The following is a 21,040-nucleotide window of genomic DNA, read 5'->3' as shown; positions in this document are numbered from 1 at the left end:
GAGGCCGCCATCAACGACCCCGAACCCGGACCCGCATACATCCGCCCGGAATTCACCTCCGGCGGTAACGCCCCGAAGTCAAACACCTGTTCTCCTCAGTTGGCCGCGATCGCTTGCGACCGCGGCAGTCGCATCGGAATCAGTGGTGGCCGTGGTCACGGCTTCGTAAGCATTCGCCACCCGCGGGTAGCTGACCGCCCGGAACCACCCGACTCAGACCCCTCGGTCTGCCACCCCAGTCGGCGGGCTGGCCGGCGCATCCTGCCAATTCCGTGTCGGGCGCCCAATTGTGGTCTCGCACCACGCTTCTCAGACGTCCGGTCAGGAACAACGTGCACCTTTAGCCTCGATTGATCCCTGCTGTCAGCAACCGAGCGACAGTCCACTGTCTGCCAGAACTGCCGCTCGCGATTGAGATTAGTTCGTTATCGGGGACGCTCCGATACGCAACGCCAAGTGTTCATTCCAGGCCAGCGATTGTTCATTCCCCGTCGACTGGCGTTCATTTCCGGCAACGGTTTGTTCATCTCCGGTTTGCTTCTGGCGCAGTCAGTCTTCGTCGAGAACCAGCGCCATCTCCGGGCAGGAGGCGACCCCGTCGCGGGTCACCTGCTCGTCCTCGGGGCGCACCTCGTGCTCTTCGAGGATCGAATAACCCGAGTCGTCGATCGGGAACAGGTTCGGGTCGACGGCGTAGCACTGGGCGTGGCCCACGCATTTGGATTGTTCGAGACGAACCCTCACGAGGTGTCCTCCCTACCCGGGATCAGTTGCCCAAGTGTAGAAGATCGACGCGCAGCCGGACCGGCCGCTGTAGACCCTTGCGACACATGCGATATTGGGGTGCCAACCGCAATCGGTGCCGACGACGCCCCCGCCGCCGCGGTTGGGAGAACAATTCGGACAAGCGGAGAGCTTATGAGCACTCCTGGCCAAGGCCAGCAAGACACCTTCCACCTGCCGCGGCTCGATTTCGAAAAGCTGCCGATGACCGTGGACCGGGGCGTCGGGTGGAAGGCGCTGCGGGACGCCGGGCCGGTGGTATTCATGAACGGCCACTACTACATCACGCGCCGCGAGGACGTGCTGGCCGCGCTGCGCAACCCCAAGGTGTTCTCGTCCACCATCCTGCAGCCACCGGGCCACCCATTGCCCGTGGTACCGCTGGCTTTTGACCCTCCTCAGCACACCCGCTACCGCAAGGTGCTGCAGCCCTTCTTCAGCCCGCTCGGCCTGAGTTCATCCCGGCCGGTGCTCGAACGCCACGCCGCGGAAATGATCGGCGCCCTTGCCGGCCAAGGGAAGTGCGAGGTGATGGCGGATTTCGCGCACCTGTATCCATTCCAGGTCTTCATGGACCTCTACGGCTTGCCGATCGAAGATCGCGATCGCCTGATCGACTGGAAGGACGCGGTCGTCAGCGACAAGCCCTACGTCACCCAGTCCGATATCGAGAAGAGCGAGCTGCTGCTTCAGTATCTGGCCGACGCGATCCGGCAGCGCAGGCAGCATCCCGGATCCGACATGCTGTCGCGGGTAATGGCCAGCGACGGTAACTTCACCGATCTGGAGCTGTTGGGCATGAGCCACCTACTGATCCTGGCGGGCCTGGACACCGTCACGGCGGCGATCGGATTCTGCCTCTTCGAATTGGCCCGCCGGCCGCAGCTACGCGAGGCGCTTCGCGACAACCCAAGGCAGATCAGGGTTTTCATCGAGGAGATCGTCCGGCTGGAGCCTTCGGCGCCGGTGGCGCCGCGGATCACCACGCAGTTCGTCAACATCGGCGGGATGACGCTGCCCCCCGGCACGTCGGTGCGGCTGTGCATGGCGGCGGTCAACCGCGACGGCAGCGACGCCACGTCCGTCAACGATCTGGTCATGGACGGGAAGGTGCACCGCCACTGGGGATTCGGCGGCGGGCCGCACCGTTGCCTGGGCTCTCATCTGGCCCGGATCGAACTGACGGTAATCGTCGGGGAATGGCTTCGGCAGATTCCCGACTTCGAGGTGCCCGCCGACTACGTCCCCGCGATCAACTACCCGTCAAAGAGCTTCGCGCTCAAAGAGTTACCGCTGCGCTGGGGCTGATTCAGCCCCAGCGCAGCGGTATCCGCCTTACTTGCGAAACTCCGTCGCCGCTACCTGTACGAACACACCGGTGTCCTCGGCCATCAGCAGGCCTCGACCGCGGGGCAGCGGGCCACCCTTCATCTTGCCGCGGATGAAGCCCTCGTCGGGGTCGGCGTCCATCACCAGCAGCGGGGCGTTCGCCTGGGCCAGCGCCCGCAGCATCGGGTCGCTGCCCGCGGACGACCAACCACCGAAGGTTCGCGTGACGAGCACGTGCAACCCGACGTCGGCGGCCCGGGTCACCCACGGCGCGGCCTTGTGCAGCGGTGAATCGAATCCGGCCGGCAGCTGCTGGATGTCATCGACGATCAGGAAGATCTCCGGGCCGCTCCACCACGACCGCGACAACAACTCCTCGGCGGACAGGCCGGGCGGCGGTTCGCGTCCGGCCAGGACCGCCGCGAGCTCGCCCATCATCGCCTGGACGCCGTCCAGGTTGTACGCGAACTTCTCGACGTAGTCCGCACCCAGCGTGGTCAGCAGCTGACGCCGCGGGTCCACCAGCCACACCTGGGCCGACGGCTGGCCGGCCGGCGGGGTCGGCGCGCTGCTGGCCCCCGGCGCGTACAGCCGGCCGATTTCACTCATGATCGTGGCCAGCGTCGTGGTCCGTCCACATTCGCGTCGACCCGTCACCATCAGGTGCGCGTTCTCGGCGAAGTTGAGATAGACCGGCGACAGATCCAATTCCGAGATGGCCCAGGCGATTCCGCCCGCGCCGACGCCCTGGCGGGTGTCCCGTGCGGCGACCTCGCGCAACTGCTCCAGGTCGAACCGCGCGGGCAGGCGGCGCACCGGCGGCGCCTGCGCGCTGGTGAGGCGGCTGACCGCGTCGATGATGCTGTCGGACTCGAACACGTAGTCCGGCGTGTTGGCCAGCGCGGGCCGCGCGACCAAGGTGTGCAGACCGGCCTGTGGGTCGGAGTCGAGTCGGACGTAGTTGACCGCGACCATGCCGCGGCCCGGCTTGACGGGCACTTCCTTGGCGAACCGGGAACGCACCAGCTTGGCGTCCTCCACGGCGGCCAGTCGCAACTCGACCCGAGAACCGAAGCCACTGCGCACCGGTGGCCGCAGCTCCGACTCCCGGTCGGCGGTGACCACCACGTGGACCCCGAACGAGGGGCCCTGGTTGATGATCAGGTTCACCTGCTCGATCAGCACCTCGTTCTCTTCGGCCAGCGCCCGGTAGTTGTCCACCACCAGGTAGACATCGCCGAACCCGTCGTTGGGCACGGGGCCCGGCTCGCCGCCGAACTTGCGGCGCCGGAAGACCTCCATCGAGGCGATCCCGTACTCGAGGAAGGTGCGCTTGCGGTCGCGGACCAGGGCCAGCAACTCGGCCACCGTGCGGCGCACGCCGTACGGGTCGGTCGGGCCGGCCACCTCTCCCACGTGCGGCAGCCGGGCGACGGTGGTCAGGGCGGTGCTGCTGTAGGCCAGGCAGTAGAACTGGACCTGCTCGGGCGTGTGGGTCAGCGCGGCCGAGCAGATCAGGGTCTGCAGGGCCGTCGTCTTACCCGAACCGCCGGCGCCCAGGATCAGGACGTTGGCGCCCGGCCCCGAGGTGTCGACGGTCCACGGCGGCTGGTCGTGCTTGAACGGGCGGTCGATGATCCCGATCGGGAAGACCAGGTCCTTGGCCGAACCGTAGTCCTCCTGCCACGGGTGGCCGAGGAACCGGTTCACCAATTCGTCGATCGCGACGGGCTGGTTCAGCGGCGGCTGCCACAACCGGTAGGGCTCGAAGTCGATCTTGCGCAGCTGATCGATGATGACCGTGCCGACCTTCGGCACCCGGATGCCCTCGATGTCGTCGTCGTCGCGCGTCGCGCCGTCGGCGTCGAGCGTCTCGCCGTTGGTGATGGCGGCCGGGGTCAGCTCCGGCCCGCCGACGCTGACCTCGAGCGGGGTGAACGAGTTGGTAAACAGTTGCGGGCGAACGTAATCGATGCTGTGCACCAACGCCGGGGCTTCTTCGCCGTCATCGTTGAGCCCGCGCGGGAAGTAGTCCCGCCACAGGAACTCGGCCTGGAACCGGACGATGTCTTCCAGGCTGCGCCGGAAGTAGCCGAGGCCGGCCTGCGCCGGCAGGTTGACGGCGTTCGGCACGCCCGCGGCCTGCGCGGCGCCCGCGGTACGCGCCTTCAGCACCAGCCGGTAACCCATGTTCTCCATGAGCTTTTCGGCGCGGCTCTCGATGGTCTGCGAGGCCATCATCAGGTGGATCCAGTAGGCGCGGCCCTGGCGGCCGATCGAGTCGAGCACGTCGACCGCGGTCGGCATGATCCGGAACCACTCGTAGAACTCGTCGATGACGACCACGAGCATCGGCAGCGGCGCCATGTCCTGGCCCCGCGCCCGCATCCGCAGGCGCACGGAGTTGTACTCCTTGGCGTCGTCGACGCCGGCGCTGTCGCAGATCGCCTTGCGCCGGGCGATCTCACCCCACAGGGCGTCCAGGAAGCGCTCCATCAGCGCCTGGTCCTCTTCCAGGTCGGTGATGATGCGCGACACGTGCGGCACCCCGGCGAACGGCTTGACCGCCGACCCACCCTTGAGGTCGGCCAGCACGAATTGCAGCTCCTCCGGCGGGTGGCTGAGCATCAGCGATTCGATCACGGTCCGCACCAGGGTCGACTTACCCGAACCCGTCGTTCCGGACATGACGCCGTGCGGGCCGTCGCCGCCCTCGTCCAGCGACTTCATGTCGAGGAACAGCAGCTCGCCGTTGTCGGACCGAACACCGAACGGCGCCCGCAGCCGCGAGCGGCCCATGGAGTCGTTGCGGCTCCCCCACAGCGCCTCGAAGTCGATGTGACCGGGGTCGTCGATTCCGTAGTAGGCCATGATGTCCCGGGCGCCGATGTGGGCCACCCGCTGGCCGATCTCCTCGTAGGCCTCGGCGAGCCGCCAGCGCGCCAGCGCCTGCGCGAATTCCTCGGCCTCGGCGATGCTGATGTGGTCGGTGAGCGCGAAGAACCACGGCTTCTCGTCGATCACCATCCAGGTGTCGCGGTCGCGGGGCAGCGCCTCGATCACGCCCTTCTCGTCGAACCGCAAGGTGCGCTCGGGAACCGATGTCCACATCGAGGAGCCGGTCAGGTCGAAGAAGGTAACCCCGTCGACGCCCTCGGAGCTGATCACGTATTCCCACTGGGGGTCGACGACGTCGGCGACGATCACCGTGTGGGGCGTCGGGGTCTGCGCCGACGAACTGGCGTGCCGGGGCGTGAAAGAGCCACGGCCGGCGAACAATTCGGCTTGCTCGGCGGCGAACTCGCGCACCGAGCTGTAGACCATCCGCGCATTGCCCGCGGCGTCCTGACGCCGGGGGTCACCGACGTGCGGAAGCCACTTCACCCAGTCCCACTCGTCCAGATCGGAGGTGACGACGACCAGCTGCACGTGGTCGGGGCCGTGCGAGAAGGCCAGCTGACAGACGATTGCCCGCATCAGCCCGAGGACCTGTTCGCGCTCGCCGTCGAGCGCGTACCAGGGCTCGACCAGCAGCGAAATCATCTTGGGCAGGTTGTAGACGACGCTCTGGTAGCGCCCGAATTCCTGCAGCGCCTTGCCCGTCACCGGTTCCAGCTCGATATCGGTGGGCATGTTCTGGGGCTCACCCCAGGTCACCTCGGGCCGCGTCATGCCCACGCCGACTCGCACCACCCCGAAGTTGAGGTCCTTGCCGTCGGGCTTGCGTTCCCACATCCGCGGCGATCCCACCGCGGCGGACAACGTGGTGGGCGCCGGGTGGTACCACCGGTAGTTGGCGTCCATGCTGTCGGCCGACTCGTGGGCGGTCTCGCGCAGCATGTCCAGCATCAGCATGAACTGGGCGCGCATCGCGTCCAGCTTGGGCCGGCTCATCTGCTGCTGACCGCCGAACCGGCCGCCGAACATCATCATCGCGACGCCACCGATCATGAAGATCGGGAAGATGGCGCCCGCGCCGCCGAACACGCGCGAGCCGCTGGCGAACGTCATGCCGACCATGCCGATCAGCAGGCCGACCACGAGGACGCCGACGACGACCAGCCACCAGGGCTTGCCCTCCGGCGGCGGAATGCTCAGCGGCGTCGGAAGGACGATGTTTTCCGGCTTGATGACCGGAGGCTTCTCCGGGGTCGGCCGCGCAAACCCGCGTTTCACTTAGGCACCGCCAATTCTGCTGGGGACATATCCATCGGAAGGGTGTCGTGCTCCACGAGCGCATCCGCCCGCGAGAGCGTCGGACCCTGTGGGAGCAGGCGCAGCGCCACCCACGGCGCCAGGCTGGGTTTCGTCTTCAGGCCCAAAGCCTCGCGGACGTCGCGGGTGTCGTCGACCCCGAACCGGGCGCCCGCGTCGGTCAGCCACCACAGCGACTCCGTGGTCTTGGCGCCGGGGTCGTTGCCGGTGACCGCCACGAAGTTGCCGTAGTCGGGGCCGAAGTACACCTGGTCGGCCACCCGACCGGTGGTGTCGGCCTTGACCAGCGACACCACCTTGTTCTCGTCCTTGGCCGCGACCGGAATGGTCGCGCCGGAGATGACCTGGATGCGGGCCCGGTTCTCGCCGGAGGTCTTCTGCCACCACCAGCAGGTCGCCGGGTTCTCGCGGATGTCCGCCACGTTGAGCGGCGCGTCCGGGTAGGAGGACAGGTCCAGCTTGTTGACGACGGGCATCTTGGCCAGGGCGGACGGTTCCACGGTCACCGGCCGGGTGTTGCCCGGCCCGGCGTTCTGCAGGATCTGGGCGACCAGCGGCGGCAGCGTCTGCACGCCGTCGGCGAGCACCAGCGAATACTGTTGCGGGCCACTGATTTGCGGCGTGACGATCACGGTGCCGATCGGCCCGGGGGCGCCCGGGAACGACGCGGCGGCGCCGGCGTTCTGCACCTGCGGCACGGTCAGCTCCGGGCCCACGGGCAGCGCGTCGAACAGGGCCCGGCTCATGGGCTTCGCCTGGCCGACCTGTTCGGGTGTCAGGCCCAGCGGCAACAGCACCGACCGGTTCGTCGCGTCGATGCGCGACCGGCGACCCTCTCGGATCACCCACGCGTCCCCGCTGTAGTTCAGCACGACGGCGTCCGATCCGTTGAGGACGCGGCGGTGATTGCTGAGGTCGGGGTTGCCGTCGATCACGGTGACGGTCACGCCGGACGGCGCGCCGACCCCGGTCGAGGTGGCGACGGTGTCGCACACCAGCCACGACGACGTGGACGGGCTGGTGGTGTGGAAGTTCGACGGCGCGCCCGGGATGCCCACCATCGGCCCGCGCGGCATGGTGGCGATCTGGCTCGACCGCACCAGGTGCGGATTGTCCGCCCGGCCGGTGATCAGCCGCGCCGAAGCCAGGTTCAGCGCCGGGTACAGCCGGTCCCCCACGCGGACGTACAGCGCGCCGGAATCCCGGTCGGCAATGATCGGCGACTCGTTGATCTGCCCGGACGGGCTGATGAACGACCAGAGCAGGGCGCCCAGGCAGATCACCATCGCCGCCGAGACCGAGGCCACCACGGCCAGCGTCTGCCGCCGCCCCGGCTCGACCTCCATCCGGACGCGCCACCGGGTGAGCGCCATCGCGGTGCGGCGAGCGAGGAACTGATAGCCGGTCACCTGGGTCCGCGTCGACAACCCGAGGCCGTACCCCGACCCGCGTTGGCCGCGACTCTCTTCCGCCACTTAATTCACCATCCGGTCTGCTAGAACGCCTGGATATTGTCCCTCGCGCGAATTACATCGACAACGGTAAGGCACCGGTACGGCCCTCGCCACGCGGCGCCGATGGCGTTCGCTGCTGCATCTGTTTATCTGCCGGTGTCCGGTGCTCGCCCGCCCGTCCGCCCCGGCCGTGCGGGCGACGCGCCAGGCGACGTTGAACTGGCACTTCGGGTTTTCCCCGCCGATCCCCGCCCGGACTCCTCATGTCTCCTCAGGGCATCGTAATGGCGCACGCGCCGTTCGTCCTGTTGAGCGGGCGCAGACGCCTGGCAGCAAGATGAGCGGTATGAGTGAGCTCGCGCCGTCGCTGGTCGAACTTGCCAAGCGGTACGGCATCGCGACCGAGTACCAGGACTGGACGGGGCGGCGGGTGCCGGTCTCCGAAACCACCCTGGTGGCCGTGTTGGCCGCGCTCGGCGTGGCGGCCGGCACCGAACAGGAGCGCAACGCCGCCCTGACCGCGAAGCTGCGTGCGTATTGGGCGCGCCGGCTGCCGCCGACGATCGTCGGCCGCGCCGGTGAGCAGACGCGATTTTGGGTGCACGTGACCCACGGCGATCCCGCCGAGGTGTTGGTGCAGCTCGAGGACGGTTCGGTGCACGGCGGGATTCAGCAGGTCGACAACTTCACCCCGCCGTTCGACTTGGACGGCCGCTGGGTCGGCGAGGCCAGCTTCGTGCTGCCGGCCGACCTGCCGCTGGGTTATCACCGGGTGCGCCTGCGCTCCCGCGACGGTGAGACCAGCACCGCGCTGATCATGACGCCGGACTGGCTCGGGCTGCCCGAGCGGCTCGGCGCCCGCCGCGCCTGGGGGCTGGCCACCCAGCTCTACAGCGTGCGGTCCAGCCAGTCGTGGGGCGTCGGCGACCTGACCGACTTGACCGACCTGGCCGTCTGGTCGGCGTCGCGGCACGGCGCGGACTACGTGTTGGTCAACCCGCTGCACGCGGCGGCCCCCACTCGCCCCATGGAGCCGTCGCCCTATCTGCCGACATCGCGGCGCTTCGTCAACCCGATTTACCTGCACGTCGAGTCGATTCCGGAGTTCGCCGAGCTCGACAAGCGCAGCCGGGTGCGACGGCTGCGCTCCGAGGTCCAGGAGCGGGCCGCCCGGCTGGACGCCATCGATCGCGACAGCGCGTGGGCGGCTAAGCGGGCGGCGCTCGAGCTGGTGCATCGGGTGCCGCGGTCGGCGGGCCGCGAGCTTTCCTACGCGGCCTTCCGCGCCCGGGAGGGCGGCGCGCTCGACGACTTCGCCACGTGGTGCGCCCTGGCCGAGAAGTACGGCGACGACTGGCATGCCTGGCCGAAGTCGCTCCGGCACCCCGACGCGCCGGGTGTCGCCAAATTCGTCGAAAAGCATTCCGAGACAGTCGATTTCCATCGCTGGCTGCAATGGCAACTCGATGAGCAACTCGCCTCGGCGCAGTCGCAGGCCGTGCGCGCGGGCATGGCGCTGGGCGTGATGCACGACCTGGCCGTCGGCGTGCATCCCAACGGCGCCGACGCGTGGGCCATGCAGGACGTGTTGGCGCTCGGCGTGACCGCCGGCGCTCCCCCGGACGAGTTCAATCAACTCGGCCAGGACTGGTCCCAGCCGCCGTGGCGGCCCGACGGGCTGGACGCGCAGGAATACCGGCCGTTTCGGGCGTTGATCCGGGCGGTGCTGCGGCATGCCGGCGGGGTCCGCATCGACCACATCATCGGGTTGTTCCGGCTGTGGTGGATCCCGGAGGGCGCGCCGCCCACCCAGGGCACTTACGTGCGCTACGACCACGAGGCGATGATCGGCATCGTCGCCCTGGAAGCGCATCGCGCCGGGGCGGTGGTCGTCGGCGAGGACCTCGGCACGGTCGAACCGTGGGTGCGCGACTACCTGCTGCTGCGCGGCCTGCTGGGCACGTCGATCCTCTGGTTCGAGCTCGACCGGGACGGCAACGGCGGTCCGCTGCCGGCCGAGCGCTGGCGCGAGTACTGCCTGTCCTCGGTCACCACCCACGATCTGCCGCCCACGGCCGGCTATCTGGCGGGCGACCATGTGCGGCTGCGCGAATCGCTGGGATTGCTGACCCGGCCCGCCGCCGACGAGCTCGCCTCCGACCGCGCGGAGCTGGCGGGCTGGATCGCGGAGTTGAACCGGGTGGGCTTGCTCGACGAGGGTGACACCGACCCGGACAGCGTCGTGCTCGCCCTGTACCGCTATCTCGGGCGGACGCCGTCGCGGCTGGTGGGCGTCGCGCTGACCGACGCGGTCGGCGACCGGCGGACCCAGAACCAGCCGGGAACCACCGACGAATACCCCAATTGGCGGGTGCCGCTGACCGACCCCGACGGCCGCCCGCTCCTGCTCGAAGACGTGTTCACCGACGCCCGGGCGGCCGCACTGGTCGACGCCGTGCGCCGGGCAATCGCGCCCGCGGCCGTCGAAACCGCGCCTGTTAGCTTCTGAGACCATGAAGGTTTCCGTCGTCGCGCCGGTGACCGACGGCGTCACCGCGGACCCCGATTGGATGGTGGGCTTCGCCGGGCACCTCGAGCGGTGCGGGTTCGAATCGATCGTCGTCGCCGAACACACCGTCCTGGCCACGACCTACGACAGCGTCTATCCCTACGACAGTTCGGGGCGCGTCGGGATGGCGGCGGACTGCCCGATCCCCGATCCCCTGGAAATGTTGGCGTTCCTGGCGGCCCACACCGACCGGCTCGGGTTGGCCACCGGCGTACTGGTGTTGCCCAACCATCATCCGGTGATGCTGGCCAAACGCGCGGCGACCCTCGATGTGCTCTCGGGCGGCAGATTGCGGCTGTGTGTCGGCGTCGGCTGGCTCAAAGAAGAGGTCCAGGCGTGCGGCGCCGCCTTCGACAGCCGGGGCAGGCGCGCCGACGAGCAGCTGGCCGTCCTGCGGGCGCTGTGGGCCGAGCGGCCCCAGGGCGTGTCACACCACGGGGAGTTCTTCGACTTCGACAACGTCATGTGCTACCCCAAACCCGTTGCCCGCGAACGGCTCCCGATACACATCGGCGGGCACAGCAAGGCGGCCGCGCGCCGCGCCGGTCGGCTCGGCGACGGGTTCCAACCGCTGGGCGTCACCGGTCCCGAGCTCGCGTCGCTGATCGCGCTGATGCGCGACGAGGCCGCCGCGGCCGGCCGTGACCCGGCCGCCCTGGAGGTTTCGCTGGGCCACCTGGTCACGAAGATCGATGCCGAGCGGGCGGGCGCCCTGGCCGATCAGGGGGCCGACCGCCTCGTGCTGGGCATGCCGCCGACGACCGACATCGAGCAGGCCAAGGACTGGCTGTCGGCGTGCGCGCAACGCCTTTCGTTGATCGCGTGACCGCGATGGCCCTGTCAGCCGACGACCGATCCGCGCTCAGCGACCTGGTGCACCGCTACGCGGCCCGGGTCGACGAGCGCCGATTCGATTCCGTGGCAGCGCTTTTCACCGACAACGCGGTGCTGCAGGTGCCCGAACCGCCCAAGTCGCTGGAACCGATCCGAACCCATCGCGGTCGGGACGCGATCGCCGCCGCCGTCGCCACCGTCGCGGCGGTCCTTCGCACCGAGCACGCCATCGTCGGCGAGGTGTATGACGGGGGCGACCGACCGGGCACCGCGCGCGGGCGCGTCGCGTGCGTCGCACACCACTGGGACCGCCGCGGTGACGAGTTGGTCGACGTGGTCTGGCACCTGCGCTACGACGACTACTACGAGCTGACCGACCGCTGGCGGATCGGCCGCCGGGCCTTGACCATCAACGCGATCGAGACCCGTCCGGTCCGCCGAGTCCGGCCACCCGACGCGAATTAGCTCAGAACCATTCGCCCGTTAACTGGGGCACACCTGCTTGACCCACCCGTCGACAAGCTTGTTGTTCTTGGTGTAATCCGGGTCATCGAAGTGGGCGCCGCCCACGCTGGCGAAATGTTCGATGGCATCTTTGACCGAAGCCGGCGGGTTGTATCGCTCCAGGGTGTCGGCGGCCTTGCGCGCGGCGTCTTTGTCCGATGCGGCCAGCAAATCGACGTTCGCCCCGGTGACATCCACGCACTGGCTGGAATCCAGGGTTGCGACGGCAGGCGCGTTTGCGGAACTGGTATCGCTCGACGCAGCGCTGGACGAGCTGGTTGCTGTGGAGGTCGAACGACTGCTCGCGGCCGAACTCGCCGGAGAACTCGCAGGTTTGCTGCTCGAGCAGCCGGCCATTAGCGCCGCCGCAAGGACAAGGGCCGCAATCAGCCACCGTCGCATCATGTAAACCTCCAAATCGAATTGTATTTTTATTTGCCCGGACATTGCCTGTCGATGCGCGGTCGTCCGGACGCCGTACAGTAACCCAACTTTGGTGGGAACGCTCGGCTTTGTGCCGCGAATTCATTTTGCTGGCAGGTGCCAAACGCCGCCGTTCCGGCGGGCATCGCGCCGTGGGCGGCGGTGCAATAGCGCGGGACCCGCTTCCGGAACCCGGCCGGCGCGCCGATGCGTGGCGCCCGGCGCACCGACCGGGATCATCCAGACACTTGTGCCCAAATCCACAGGCGCCTTTAAGGAACCGTATATGCGGCGATATCAGCGGATTTATTGGGCAAATGCTGAAATGTCTATCCGTGCCGGGGCGGATTTTGCCCGTCGGCAACTGTTGCCGGCGGCCGCACCGTCTCGGACGCCGCGTGGCGGCGCTTTTCTTCCCGATCGAGTCCAATTAATCCAATCGCGTTCGTGTATTTTCGGCCGCGTGACGAACACCGAACATCGGAACCGCAACGTCGACACTCCTGAAGCCCCCGCGGAACGGCAGGCACCGAACGGCAACGTATCGACACTCGCGGTGGGCACGCCGCTTCAGTCCGCCCCGGACTACCGCAACGAGATCCACACCGCCGAAGACATCATCGATGTCGAAACCTACGGTGGCGGTTTCGATCTCACCCGGCGGGCGACCGCGCCGAAGCTGCGCATCGGCCGCGACCGGTGGTTCAACCTGCTGTGGCTGATCCCGATCGGTTTCGCCCTGCTGGTCGTGGGCGTGGCGATCGGCAAAGGCCTGCACAATATGCCGGCGGTGCAGTCGTTCATCCAGCGCTACCCGGGAACCGACACCCACACCGGCGTCAGCCCGGGCCTGCCCGCATGGATCGGGTGGACCCACTTCTTCAACCTCTTCATGATGATGTTCATCATCCGGACGGGCATCCAGATCCTGTGTGACCATCCCCGGCTTTACTTCAGCCGCAACGCCACCCCGGGCAAGGACGAGTGGTTGCGGGTGGGGCCGCCGGTGCCCGACGACGAACTGTGGACCGCCAACGCCGACACCGTCGCGCTCCCGCCGCAACTCGGGCTGCCCGGATTCCGGCATTCCATCGGGCTGGCTCGGTGGTGGCACCTCGGCATCGACGTGCTCTGGCTCGTCAACGGGTTGGTCTTCTACGTGCTGCTGTTCGCCACCGGCCAGTGGCGCCACATCGTGCCCACCAGTTGGGATGTCTTTCCCAACGCCGTATCCGTTGCGGTGCAGTATCTCTCGCTGGACTGGCCGAAGGACAACGGCTGGGTCGCCTACAACGGCCTGCAGCTGCTCGCCTATTTCACGACGGTTTTCATCGCCGCGCCGGCGGCCCTGATCACCGGCTTGGGCATGTCGCCGGCACTGTCGCAGCGCGTCCACTGGCTGAGCAAACGGCTCAGCATTCAGCACGCGCGCTCCCTGCATTTCGTTGTGCTGGTGTACTTCTTGTTCTTCATCCTGGTCCACGTGACGATGGTGTTGACCACCGGCGCGCTGCAGAACCTCAACCACATGTTCGCCTCGCGTGACGACGACAGCTGGGTGGGTTTCTGGATCTTCGCCGCGGCCATGGTGGTGACGGCCGTCGCCTGGGTGTGGGCCACGCCCTTCACCATTCGCCATCCCCGGGTGATCCAGCGGGTCGGCTACGCGCTCGTCGGCCCGTTCCAGCGCCTGCTGGAGCAACTCGACCCGAAGCCGGGCGCCTTCACCGAAAAGGACATCTCGCCGCACCACTGGCGCAACGGCCGCCTGCCGGAGACCGTCGAATACAAGGAACTGGAGGCCAACGACTTCAAGGACTGGCGGCTCAAGGTCTACGGTCTGGTCGAGCACCCGATGGAGTTCTCGCTCGAGGACCTGCAGGCGCTGCCCTACCACGAGCAGATCAGCCAGCACTTCTGCATCCAGGCCTGGTCGGGCGTCGCGAAATGGGGTGGCGTGCAGATGAAGACGATCATGGACATCGTCAAGCCGCTGCCGGAAGCGAAATGGGCGGTGTTCTACTCGATGGGCCTGGGCGCGACCGGCGGCATCTATTACAACGCCCACCACATCGGTCAGATGGACCACCACATGACGATGCTCGCCTACAACATGAACGACCAGCCGCTCCCCTACATGCACGGCAAGCCGCTGCGGTTGCGCAACGAATTGCAGCACGGGTTCAAGCTCGTCAAGTGGATCAAGGGAATCGAGTTCGTCGCCGACTACCGCGACATCGGCAGCGGCTACGGCGGTTACAGCGAGGACCACAAGTACTTCGGGCGGCATCAGACGCTGTAGGCCCCGCGCACGCGTCGTTTGTTCCGACGGCGATTCGGGTAGCTCCACGGAAGCGCCCGAACGAAGCGACCGGAGGAGGCGGCCATGACGCACAGCCCTGTCGACAGCACCACCCGCCGGCGCGGTCCCAAGCCGGATTTCGACGATTTCGGGCGCACGCCCGGACTGGTCATCGTCGGGGCCGCGGTCCTGGCGTTCGCGGTGTGCGTGGCGACGTTCGCGCTGGGCGACGCCGGCGTGGGGGTGGCCGCCGCCATCTTCGCCATGCTCGCGTTCGGGGCCGGCCTGGCATGGCTTGCCATGGACCGCAGGCGGATTCGCGAGGCGGAGCGGGACTGGCCGTTCGGCCACGCGGCGCGCTAGGCGCTCTCGACTATTGCGGCGAGCCTATTGCAGCGAGGCGAGGTTTTTCACGGACTTTTCCACGTCGGAGCGCAGAACGCGGGCAACCAACCCTCCGATCGGACCGCTGAGCAATCCGCCCCGCAGGTCGGCGGTGAGGTGAAAATCGGTCCCCGGATGCTTGTCCGTGACGGTCATCGCGACGCCGAGACGAATCCCGCCGCGCCCGCGACCTTGCAGCTCAATCGATTTCGGTTCGTCGTAGCGGGTGACCGTCCAGTGAATGACGTTGCGGAAACCCTTGACCTTCACGCACGACGACACGCAGGTGCCCTCCTCGATCTGGTCGGGAATGGGCCCGCGCCAGCCGGCGAAAATCGTCATCCACTCGTCGAATCGGCTCAGGTCGGACGCCAGCTTCCAGGCGGCCTCCGGGTCCACCTTTGACGACACCGAAACATCTACTCGTGCCAAGTCCTGCCGCTCCTCCCCAGACGATGATGGCGGTTGGCGCCGACACGGCAACCCGAGCCGCCAGCGCGCACCTCGCAGGTGAGTACCCCGGCCGGGCCGGGCCTATGCGTTACCCGCTAGGGCCAGGTTTCGTTCAATTGCTGGGCCACGTCGATTATCTGCGCGGACTGCGACTGGGGCGCGTCGATCTCCTCGGCGACGTACTGAGCGACGAACCGGCGGATCTCGCCGTCGACTCCGGCGAGGATGCGCAATACCTCACCGCGGAAGGACTTCGACGACACGTTGACCGTGATGTCCGAGGGACGCGGCTTGGCGACGTCGACGATCAGCAGCAGCGGCTCGGCGGCCCGCGCCGTCGCCCGCAACGCGATGTCTCCGGAGACCACGAACCGCTGCTTGTCGAGCCGAAGGTCGAGCAGCAGATCGATCGAGAGGGGGATGTGGATGACGAACGTGATGCTGTCACCCAGGCGACGGGTGACCTTGGGTTCGTGGATCTTGACGTTGGCGCTCACCTTGGCGATGCCGCCGGGCCCCTGCGCGATGGGCTCCATGGCGAACTCGTTGCCGGCGATGTCGGCGAAGGCGGCCGCGACACGCTCGGGGGTGACGGCGACCTCGAAGAATCTGCGTCCGAACTCTTCGTAGGTGAGATAATCGTGATTCTCCATAGGCTTATACCGTCTCATGTCGGCCGTCGGAACCGTCGCTGATCTGCACGCGTCGCCAAAAATCCGCGTCCCGCCCGGATCACCGGCGATTCGGCCACGTTGTGAAGCACGCCACACGGGGGGCCGTTCGATTCGGTGCGGCGGCCGGTGGCCTGGGAGGCTTGTTGACTTGGGAGGTGTTTTCGATGTGCGCCCAGATGGTTACCGACCGGCGCTCGGACGTGTCGCCCGCGGGCGTGCTCACCTGGCTCGGCGGCGGGCAGTCGCGGGAACTGGGTGAGCGCCACGAGCGGTCCACGCACGCCGTGGCCGGCGCCGTGGTGTTGTTCGGCGGGTTGCTGGCCTGGTTGGTCGCGACCCTGGCGGTGAGCGAGTCGGCCCGCTGGCCACTGCTTGCCGTCGTGCCCCTGACCCTGGTCTTCGGTCTGCTCATCGGCGCGGTCACCCGCGCCACCACCTCGGGGTCTCACCGCGGCCGCCCCGGCGTTGCCGCACGCGCGGTGGTCGCGGCGGCGCTCGGCGTCGTCGTCGGTGAACTTGCCGCCATCGTCCTGCTATCCGGCTCGATCGACCACCGTCTCGACGAACGCGCCCTGCGCGGCGCCGGATCGTCGGCCCCGGTCGCGCAGGCGTCGGCGGCTCTGCAGCAAACCAGGAACGCGCGCGCCGCGCTCGACGGCGCCGTCGACCGGGCCCACCAGCAGCAGGATCAGGCCCTGGTCACCGCGCGCTGCGAATACCATCCGACTCCCGGCTGCCCGCAAACCCGAATCACCGGTGACCCCGGCGCCGGGCCCGAAACACGAACGGCGAACGAACTTCTCGCCGACAGCCAGCGCGAACTCGACAGTGCCCTGGCCGCACGCGACCGCCAGGCGCCCGCGCTGGACGCGACGATCGCGCGCCAGGAGCGAGCGCTGGACGAAGCGCGTCAGGGCGTGGTCGCCGGCGCCGATCACGGACTCGGCGCGCGCTGGGTCGCGATGAACGACCTGGGCGCTGGCGCGCTGACGCTTCGGCTGCTGACCGACGCCTTTTGCGTGCTCCTCTACCTGCTGCCGCTGATCCTGGGCCGCTGGCGCGGCGAGACCACCCACGATCGCCACACGGCGGCGCGCGCCGAGCGCGAACGCGCGGAACTCGAGGCGGACACCGCGATCGCGATCAAGCGGGCCGAGGTCCGTCGGGAGGCCGAGATCATGTGGGCCGAGCACCAGCTGACCCAGGCCCGGCTGGCCATCGAAGCCCAGACCGAAATCGACCGGGAGCAGCAGCGCCGGCGGATCGCGGATGCCATCGAACCTCCAGTGGTGAAGGCATCGTCGCAACGCGCCTTCGAGCCGGCCCTCGAGCCGGCCCAGGACGACATCTACCTGCCCATCGCGGCGGAAGCCGAGGCGGCCAGCCGCGCGGCCATGGGGCTGCCGACCCCGACGCACAGCGCCGAGGTGGAGAACATGCCTGCGCCCGTCGCGCGGGAGGTCGCGCCCCGTGAAGAGCGCACCGCGTCGCCGATTCCGTCGATTCCCGACGCCACCAAGGCGGCCGCGCGGTGGATCCGCCCGCTGGTGCCGCCGTTCGTCGCGCGGGTGATCGACACCACCAGCGCGCCGCTGCGCACCGCTCGCCAGGTCTTCGAAGAGGTCGAGGAGATCACCTTCGCCCTGCGCCGCACCCACAAAATAACGCTGGACTCCGAAAGCTCCGAGCCGGGCCAGGGGGCCGCCGCGTCCCCCGCCGCCAGCGAATCCGATTCCCCGAGAAGCGGATTCATCGACTCGTCGCGCGCGGACCGTCCGGTGGTAACGCACCGGCAGGTGGGCGGCCGGGCGCGGCGTGGCCCAGCGCTCGGCACGTCGCAGCGGGGCACGGATCCGGAACTGACGCGGCGGGACGGACCGGCGGAGCTGGATTCACCCGCCGGCCCGCGACAGCTGCCGCCCGCCTGACGACCTGCGCTCGTAGAACCTGCGGACCCGTCCGCCCTCCAGCTCGCCGGTTGCGCGCTCGTGCTGTTGGCGGGCTACCTCGGCAGCGCGCGAGAATCCGCACCCGCCAACCACCGCGCCGAGGCGCCCGAGGCCACCCTGCGCCGCTAGCGGCCGTCTATTCGTCGCCGAAGGCCTCGAACAGTTGCGGGAGGAAGCCCGCCAGGTGATTCATCTCCTGGGCGCAATGCACCATCAGGTTGCGCGCGCTGGTCTCCGCGTTACCGAGCACCCGCGCGGCGATCGGGCGCACCGCCCGCGACGCGACGCCCGGCACGTTGCGCACCTCGATGTGCCGTCCGCCCATCCAGAAGCGCGACCGCATCTCGGCCCCGGCCGGGGTCGACCGGACGTGGTGGATGAACCATCCGACGTCGACGGGGGCCTCGCTGGAGCCCAGCCGGGCACAGATCGCCACCGCCGTATCGCTGTCGGGCGGGCAGCCCATGTTCGCCGGATCGACGAATTGGATTGCGCCGTTGAGCATCGTCGAGCCGATGTACTCGCTGATCAACGACCAGCGTCCGATGTAGCGCCGGCAACTTCTGGCGCCCTCGTCATCGCGGCCGTCTTGCCGCTGCCCTTTCCAGGCGGCGCTCAGGTGCGCCCGCGGGTGCCACAGCTTGTAACGCCGGGTGTCGCAACCGTGCCAGCCGAACCACCAGGACCACATCGCGGGCGTGACGTCCGGCATGTCGGTGCGCACCGACACCTGGTAACCGCCGTCGTCGAGGACCCCGTAGCCATTCTCGGTCCGCTGGTAGCCGTCCTCGGCGACGCTCGCGGCGTCGTCGAACGCCGGCAGCGCCATCGCGCCTTGCGGCCCGTGGTTCAGTGCCTCGACGACATGGCTTGGCAGCGGGGCCATTTCGGGCATGAAGAACTTGCCGAACGGGGTTTTCGCGTCGTCGTCGCGGTAGCCCAGATACAGGTTGCCGCCCATCACAGTCGCCCCATCCAGCTGTTGAACACGCCGTCGGGGTCGTACTCGGCGCGCACGCGGTCGAGTTTGGCCATGGCTGCGTCGCTGGCGAACCGCGCCGGCCGCCGGCCGAGGTTCTCGTCGGCGAGTTGAATGCCGATGGCGAACTCGGACATCGCGGTCATGTTGGACTGCGCCCAGTCGGCATACTTCGCCTCGTCGGCCGGGTCCTTCCAGGACCCGTAGAGCGCCAGGTAGATGTCGCCCTCGATGCTGTAGGCCATGTCTTGGCGCGGCGGGCAGGGTCCCCAGTTCAGCCACAGAAAGTGCGCGGGATGCGGGGGCATCGTGTCCAGGATCGTCCGGATGCCCGGCAGCAGGTCTTCGGCCGGCGCCGAGGTCCACATGTTGTCCACCGCGTAGTGATGGTCGGACAGGTAGTGGCTCATCGCGACGTCATACCAGGTGGGCAAATCGGTTGGCAGGTAAGGAATCTTCACGAGCGCCTGGTCGGCGACCGGGCAGGTGCCGAACAGCGACAGCGCCTTTTCGGCCTCCTCCTCGGAGTCGGCAAACGCCGGCGACGCGAACGAGATGCACGGGACTTCGATGCCCATGTTCGGCTCGCCGCGGGAGGCCACGGCCTGCAACTCGACGCGGGGGTCCACGTCGGCGCTGACCGCCCGGGCCCAGGTGAAAACCTCGTCCGCCAGCTCGAACGGATAGACGTAGACGCTGGTGCCGCACACGGCGGGGCGCGGATAGAGCTTGAGGTAGAACGCCGTGACGACGGCGAAGAAGCCCGGCCCCGCGCCGCGCGCCGCCCAGTAGAGATCGGCGTTGTTGCTGGCGTCGCAGTGGATCTGTTCGCCCTCGGCGGTGACCACGTCGACGCCGACGACGCTCTCGCAGGCCGGTCCGTAGACGCGGCTGTTCCAGCCGTAGCCGCCCTGCAGCAGGTAGCCCCCGAGGCAGACGCCCTTGCAGTGGCCGCCGGGGAAGAACAGGCCCTGCGCCTCGAGCTCGGCCATCAGCAGGCTGCCGCCCTTGCCCGGGCCCACTCGGGCGAGGCCCTGCTCGGTGTCGATCGAGACGTGGTCGAGGCGGCTGACGTCGAGCAGCACGGAGCCGTCGCGCAGGTGGCTGGCGGCGAAGCTGTGCCCGCCCGAGACGACGCTGACTTTCAGCCCGTGGGTGGTGGCGTAGCGGATGCCGGCAACGATGTCGTCGGCGTCGACGGCCTGCAGGATCACTTCGGGATAGCGGTCCGGCACCCGCTGGTGCCACACGGTGCGTCGGCGGGCCTCCTCGTAGCCGTCATCGCCGCGGAAGTGGTGCCGCCCGTCCGGTAGCCCGCTCATCCGAATCCCCTTCGATTCGTACTTCGGATCTTCACGATCCGCGATGCGGAACACTATAGTGGACGGATGCCGTCCCCGGGGAGAAATCATTCGGCCGCTCGCGACGAAGGGATCCAGGTGCTGCGGCGCGCCGCGGCCGCGCTGGACGAGATCGCCGCGGAGCCCGGCCGGCTGCGGCTCGTCGACCTCGGTGAGCGGCTGGGCCTGGCCAAGTCCACGTCCCGCCGACTGCTGGTGGGCCTGGTGGAGGTCGGGCTGGCCAGCGTCGATTCCCAGGGGCGCTTCTCCCTCGGCGACCGCTTGCTCGGGTTCGGCAATTCCGACGGGGCGCGCCTTTCGGCGATCTTCCGGCCGACGATCGAACGGGTGGCGCGGGCGACCGACGGCGAAACGGTCGACCTGTCGGTGCTGCGCGGGCAGCGCATGTGGTTCGTCGACCAGATCGAATCGACGCACCGCCTGCGCGCCGTATCGTCCATCGGCGTCCGGTTCCCGCTGGAGTCGACCGCCAACGGCAAGGCGGCGCTGGCGGCCCTCGACGACGCCGACGCAGAGGCGGTGCTCGCGCGCCTGCCCGCCGAGACCGCCGACCGGCTCCGCGCTGAGATCGACGAGATCCGTTGCACGGGAATCGCTTTTGACCGTGACGAGCACACGCCGGGGATCTCCGCGGCCGCGATCGCGCGGCGCGCCACGGCCGACAACATGGTCGCCATCTCGGTGCCGGCGCCGACGGAGCGCTTCGGCGAAAAAGAAGAGCGCATCGTCGCCGCCTTGCGGGCGGCGGCCGAATCGCCGGCCTGGGCCCGCTGACCTCTTCGAGGTGATGTTGGAGACGGCCGGGTTTACCCCTCGAAAGCTCGGCC

At 68.5% G+C, this 21,040-nt stretch carries 18 protein-coding genes; 9 read left to right on the top strand and 9 right to left on the bottom strand.

Features of this window, described 5'->3' with window-relative positions:
* Nucleotides 1-86: PPE domain-containing protein (locus WU80_RS25465; protein WP_156349500.1), on the bottom strand; the 86-nt coding region annotated here is incomplete at its 3' end.
* Nucleotides 87-549: 463 nt separating this feature from the next.
* Nucleotides 550-744: a ferredoxin gene (locus WU80_RS14745; protein WP_055402217.1), complete on the bottom strand. Its 195-nt coding sequence runs from the start codon at nucleotides 742-744 to the stop codon at nucleotides 550-552.
* Between the two features lie 174 nt (nucleotides 745-918).
* Here WU80_RS14745 and WU80_RS14740 point away from each other — a divergent pair, with 174 nt between their 5' ends.
* Complete coding sequence (locus tag WU80_RS14740; RefSeq protein ID WP_055402216.1) at nucleotides 919-2,091, top strand: cytochrome P450; 1,173 nt, start codon at nucleotides 919-921, stop codon at nucleotides 2,089-2,091.
* A gap of 27 nt (nucleotides 2,092-2,118) precedes the next feature.
* Here WU80_RS14740 and eccCa read toward each other — a convergent pair whose 3' ends face one another.
* Nucleotides 2,119-6,288, bottom strand: coding sequence for a type VII secretion protein EccCa (gene eccCa / locus WU80_RS14735; protein WP_055402215.1), 4,170 nt, complete (start codon nucleotides 6,286-6,288; stop codon nucleotides 2,119-2,121).
* The gene (gene eccB / locus WU80_RS14730; RefSeq protein ID WP_055402212.1) at nucleotides 6,285-7,802 is read right to left on the bottom strand and encodes a type VII secretion protein EccB; all 1,518 of its coding nucleotides are present in this window, start codon (nucleotides 7,800-7,802) and stop codon (nucleotides 6,285-6,287) included. The genes eccCa and eccB overlap by 4 nt, the downstream gene beginning before the upstream one ends.
* Before the next feature lie 325 nt (nucleotides 7,803-8,127).
* Here eccB and malQ point away from each other — a divergent pair, with 325 nt between their 5' ends.
* The 3 genes from malQ to WU80_RS14715 are packed head-to-tail and all read left to right on the top strand — an operon-like array spanning nucleotide 8,128 to nucleotide 11,649.
* Complete coding sequence (gene malQ, locus WU80_RS14725; protein WP_055402210.1) at nucleotides 8,128-10,290, top strand: 4-alpha-glucanotransferase; 2,163 nt, start codon at nucleotides 8,128-8,130, stop codon at nucleotides 10,288-10,290.
* Between the two features lie 4 nt (nucleotides 10,291-10,294).
* Nucleotides 10,295-11,176, top strand: a complete 882-nt coding sequence (locus WU80_RS14720; RefSeq protein WP_055402208.1) for an LLM class F420-dependent oxidoreductase — start codon at nucleotides 10,295-10,297, stop codon at nucleotides 11,174-11,176.
* A gap of 5 nt (nucleotides 11,177-11,181) precedes the next feature.
* Entirely contained in the window at nucleotides 11,182-11,649 is a 468-nt protein-coding gene (locus WU80_RS14715; protein ID WP_055402233.1) for a nuclear transport factor 2 family protein, read from the top strand.
* Between the two features lie 18 nt (nucleotides 11,650-11,667).
* Here WU80_RS14715 and WU80_RS14710 read toward each other — a convergent pair whose 3' ends face one another.
* A complete protein-coding gene (locus WU80_RS14710) occupies nucleotides 11,668-11,886 on the bottom strand; it encodes a hypothetical protein (protein ID WP_156349497.1) in 219 nt (72 codons plus the stop codon).
* On the opposite strand from WU80_RS14710, the gene WU80_RS14705 reads away from it, so the two are divergent.
* From WU80_RS14705 to WU80_RS14695, 3 genes are all read left to right on the top strand, one after another.
* Nucleotides 11,876-12,097 (top strand): hypothetical protein, encoded by a 222-nt coding sequence (locus WU80_RS14705; protein WP_055402204.1) that lies wholly within the window; start codon nucleotides 11,876-11,878, stop codon nucleotides 12,095-12,097. The two genes, WU80_RS14710 and WU80_RS14705, sit on opposite strands and share 11 nt — an antisense overlap.
* A 570-nt stretch (nucleotides 12,098-12,667) precedes the next feature.
* Nucleotides 12,668-14,413 (top strand): molybdopterin-dependent oxidoreductase, encoded by a 1,746-nt coding sequence (locus WU80_RS14700; RefSeq protein ID WP_055402231.1) that lies wholly within the window; start codon nucleotides 12,668-12,670, stop codon nucleotides 14,411-14,413.
* Nucleotides 14,414-14,497: 84 nt separating this feature from the next.
* A complete protein-coding gene (locus WU80_RS14695) occupies nucleotides 14,498-14,776 on the top strand; it encodes a hypothetical protein (RefSeq protein ID WP_055402202.1) in 279 nt (92 codons plus the stop codon).
* Nucleotides 14,777-14,800: 24 nt separating this feature from the next.
* On the opposite strand, the gene WU80_RS14690 is transcribed toward WU80_RS14695, so the two are convergent.
* Nucleotides 14,801-15,229 (bottom strand): SRPBCC family protein, encoded by a 429-nt coding sequence (locus tag WU80_RS14690; RefSeq protein WP_082459812.1) that lies wholly within the window; start codon nucleotides 15,227-15,229, stop codon nucleotides 14,801-14,803.
* 116 nt (nucleotides 15,230-15,345) lie between these two features.
* On the bottom strand, nucleotides 15,346-15,903 hold the full coding sequence (locus tag WU80_RS14685) for a hypothetical protein (protein ID WP_055402198.1): 558 nt from the start codon (nucleotides 15,901-15,903) through the stop codon (nucleotides 15,346-15,348).
* Nucleotides 15,904-16,088: 185 nt separating this feature from the next.
* Here WU80_RS14685 and WU80_RS14680 point away from each other — a divergent pair, with 185 nt between their 5' ends.
* Entirely contained in the window at nucleotides 16,089-17,852 is a 1,764-nt protein-coding gene (locus WU80_RS14680) for a DUF4407 domain-containing protein (protein ID WP_055402229.1), read from the top strand.
* Nucleotides 17,853-18,009: 157 nt separating this feature from the next.
* Here WU80_RS14680 and WU80_RS14675 read toward each other — a convergent pair whose 3' ends face one another.
* Both WU80_RS14675 and WU80_RS14670 read right to left on the bottom strand, forming a co-directional pair.
* Entirely contained in the window at nucleotides 18,010-18,834 is an 825-nt protein-coding gene (locus WU80_RS14675) for a DAPG hydrolase family protein (RefSeq protein WP_055402196.1), read from the bottom strand.
* A complete protein-coding gene (locus tag WU80_RS14670; protein WP_055402227.1) occupies nucleotides 18,834-20,174 on the bottom strand; it encodes an FAD-binding oxidoreductase in 1,341 nt (446 codons plus the stop codon). The genes WU80_RS14675 and WU80_RS14670 overlap by 1 nt, the downstream gene beginning before the upstream one ends.
* A gap of 66 nt (nucleotides 20,175-20,240) precedes the next feature.
* On the opposite strand from WU80_RS14670, the gene WU80_RS14665 reads away from it, so the two are divergent.
* Complete coding sequence (locus WU80_RS14665) at nucleotides 20,241-20,987, top strand: IclR family transcriptional regulator (protein ID WP_055402194.1); 747 nt, start codon at nucleotides 20,241-20,243, stop codon at nucleotides 20,985-20,987.
* Nucleotides 20,988-21,040 lie beyond the last annotated feature (53 nt).

Source organism: Mycobacterium sp. UM_11 (assembly GCF_001414075.1).
Lineage (GTDB): Bacteria > Actinomycetota > Actinomycetes > Mycobacteriales > Mycobacteriaceae > Mycobacterium.
This window is presented reverse-complemented; position numbering and strand designations above follow the sequence as displayed.

Excerpts from the sequence above, each read along its gene's own strand:
- WU80_RS14740 (WP_055402216.1), top strand. The coding sequence starts at position 919 with ATGAGCACTCCTGGCCAAGGCCAGCAAGACACCTTCCACCTGCCGCGG.
- malQ (WP_055402210.1), top strand. The coding sequence starts at position 8,128 with ATGAGTGAGCTCGCGCCGTCGCTGGTCGAACTTGCCAAGCGGTACGGC.
- WU80_RS14720 (WP_055402208.1), top strand. The coding sequence starts at position 10,295 with ATGAAGGTTTCCGTCGTCGCGCCGGTGACCGACGGCGTCACCGCGGAC.
- WU80_RS14715 (WP_055402233.1), top strand. The coding sequence starts at position 11,182 with ATGGCCCTGTCAGCCGACGACCGATCCGCGCTCAGCGACCTGGTGCAC.
- WU80_RS14695 (WP_055402202.1), top strand. The coding sequence starts at position 14,498 with ATGACGCACAGCCCTGTCGACAGCACCACCCGCCGGCGCGGTCCCAAG.
- WU80_RS14685 (WP_055402198.1), bottom strand. The coding sequence starts at position 15,903 with ATGGAGAATCACGATTATCTCACCTACGAAGAGTTCGGACGCAGATTC.
- WU80_RS14680 (WP_055402229.1), top strand. The coding sequence starts at position 16,089 with ATGTGCGCCCAGATGGTTACCGACCGGCGCTCGGACGTGTCGCCCGCG.
- WU80_RS14675 (WP_055402196.1), bottom strand. The coding sequence starts at position 18,834 with ATGGGCGGCAACCTGTATCTGGGCTACCGCGACGACGACGCGAAAACC.
- WU80_RS14670 (WP_055402227.1), bottom strand. The coding sequence starts at position 20,174 with ATGAGCGGGCTACCGGACGGGCGGCACCACTTCCGCGGCGATGACGGC.
- WU80_RS14665 (WP_055402194.1), top strand. The coding sequence starts at position 20,241 with ATGCCGTCCCCGGGGAGAAATCATTCGGCCGCTCGCGACGAAGGGATC.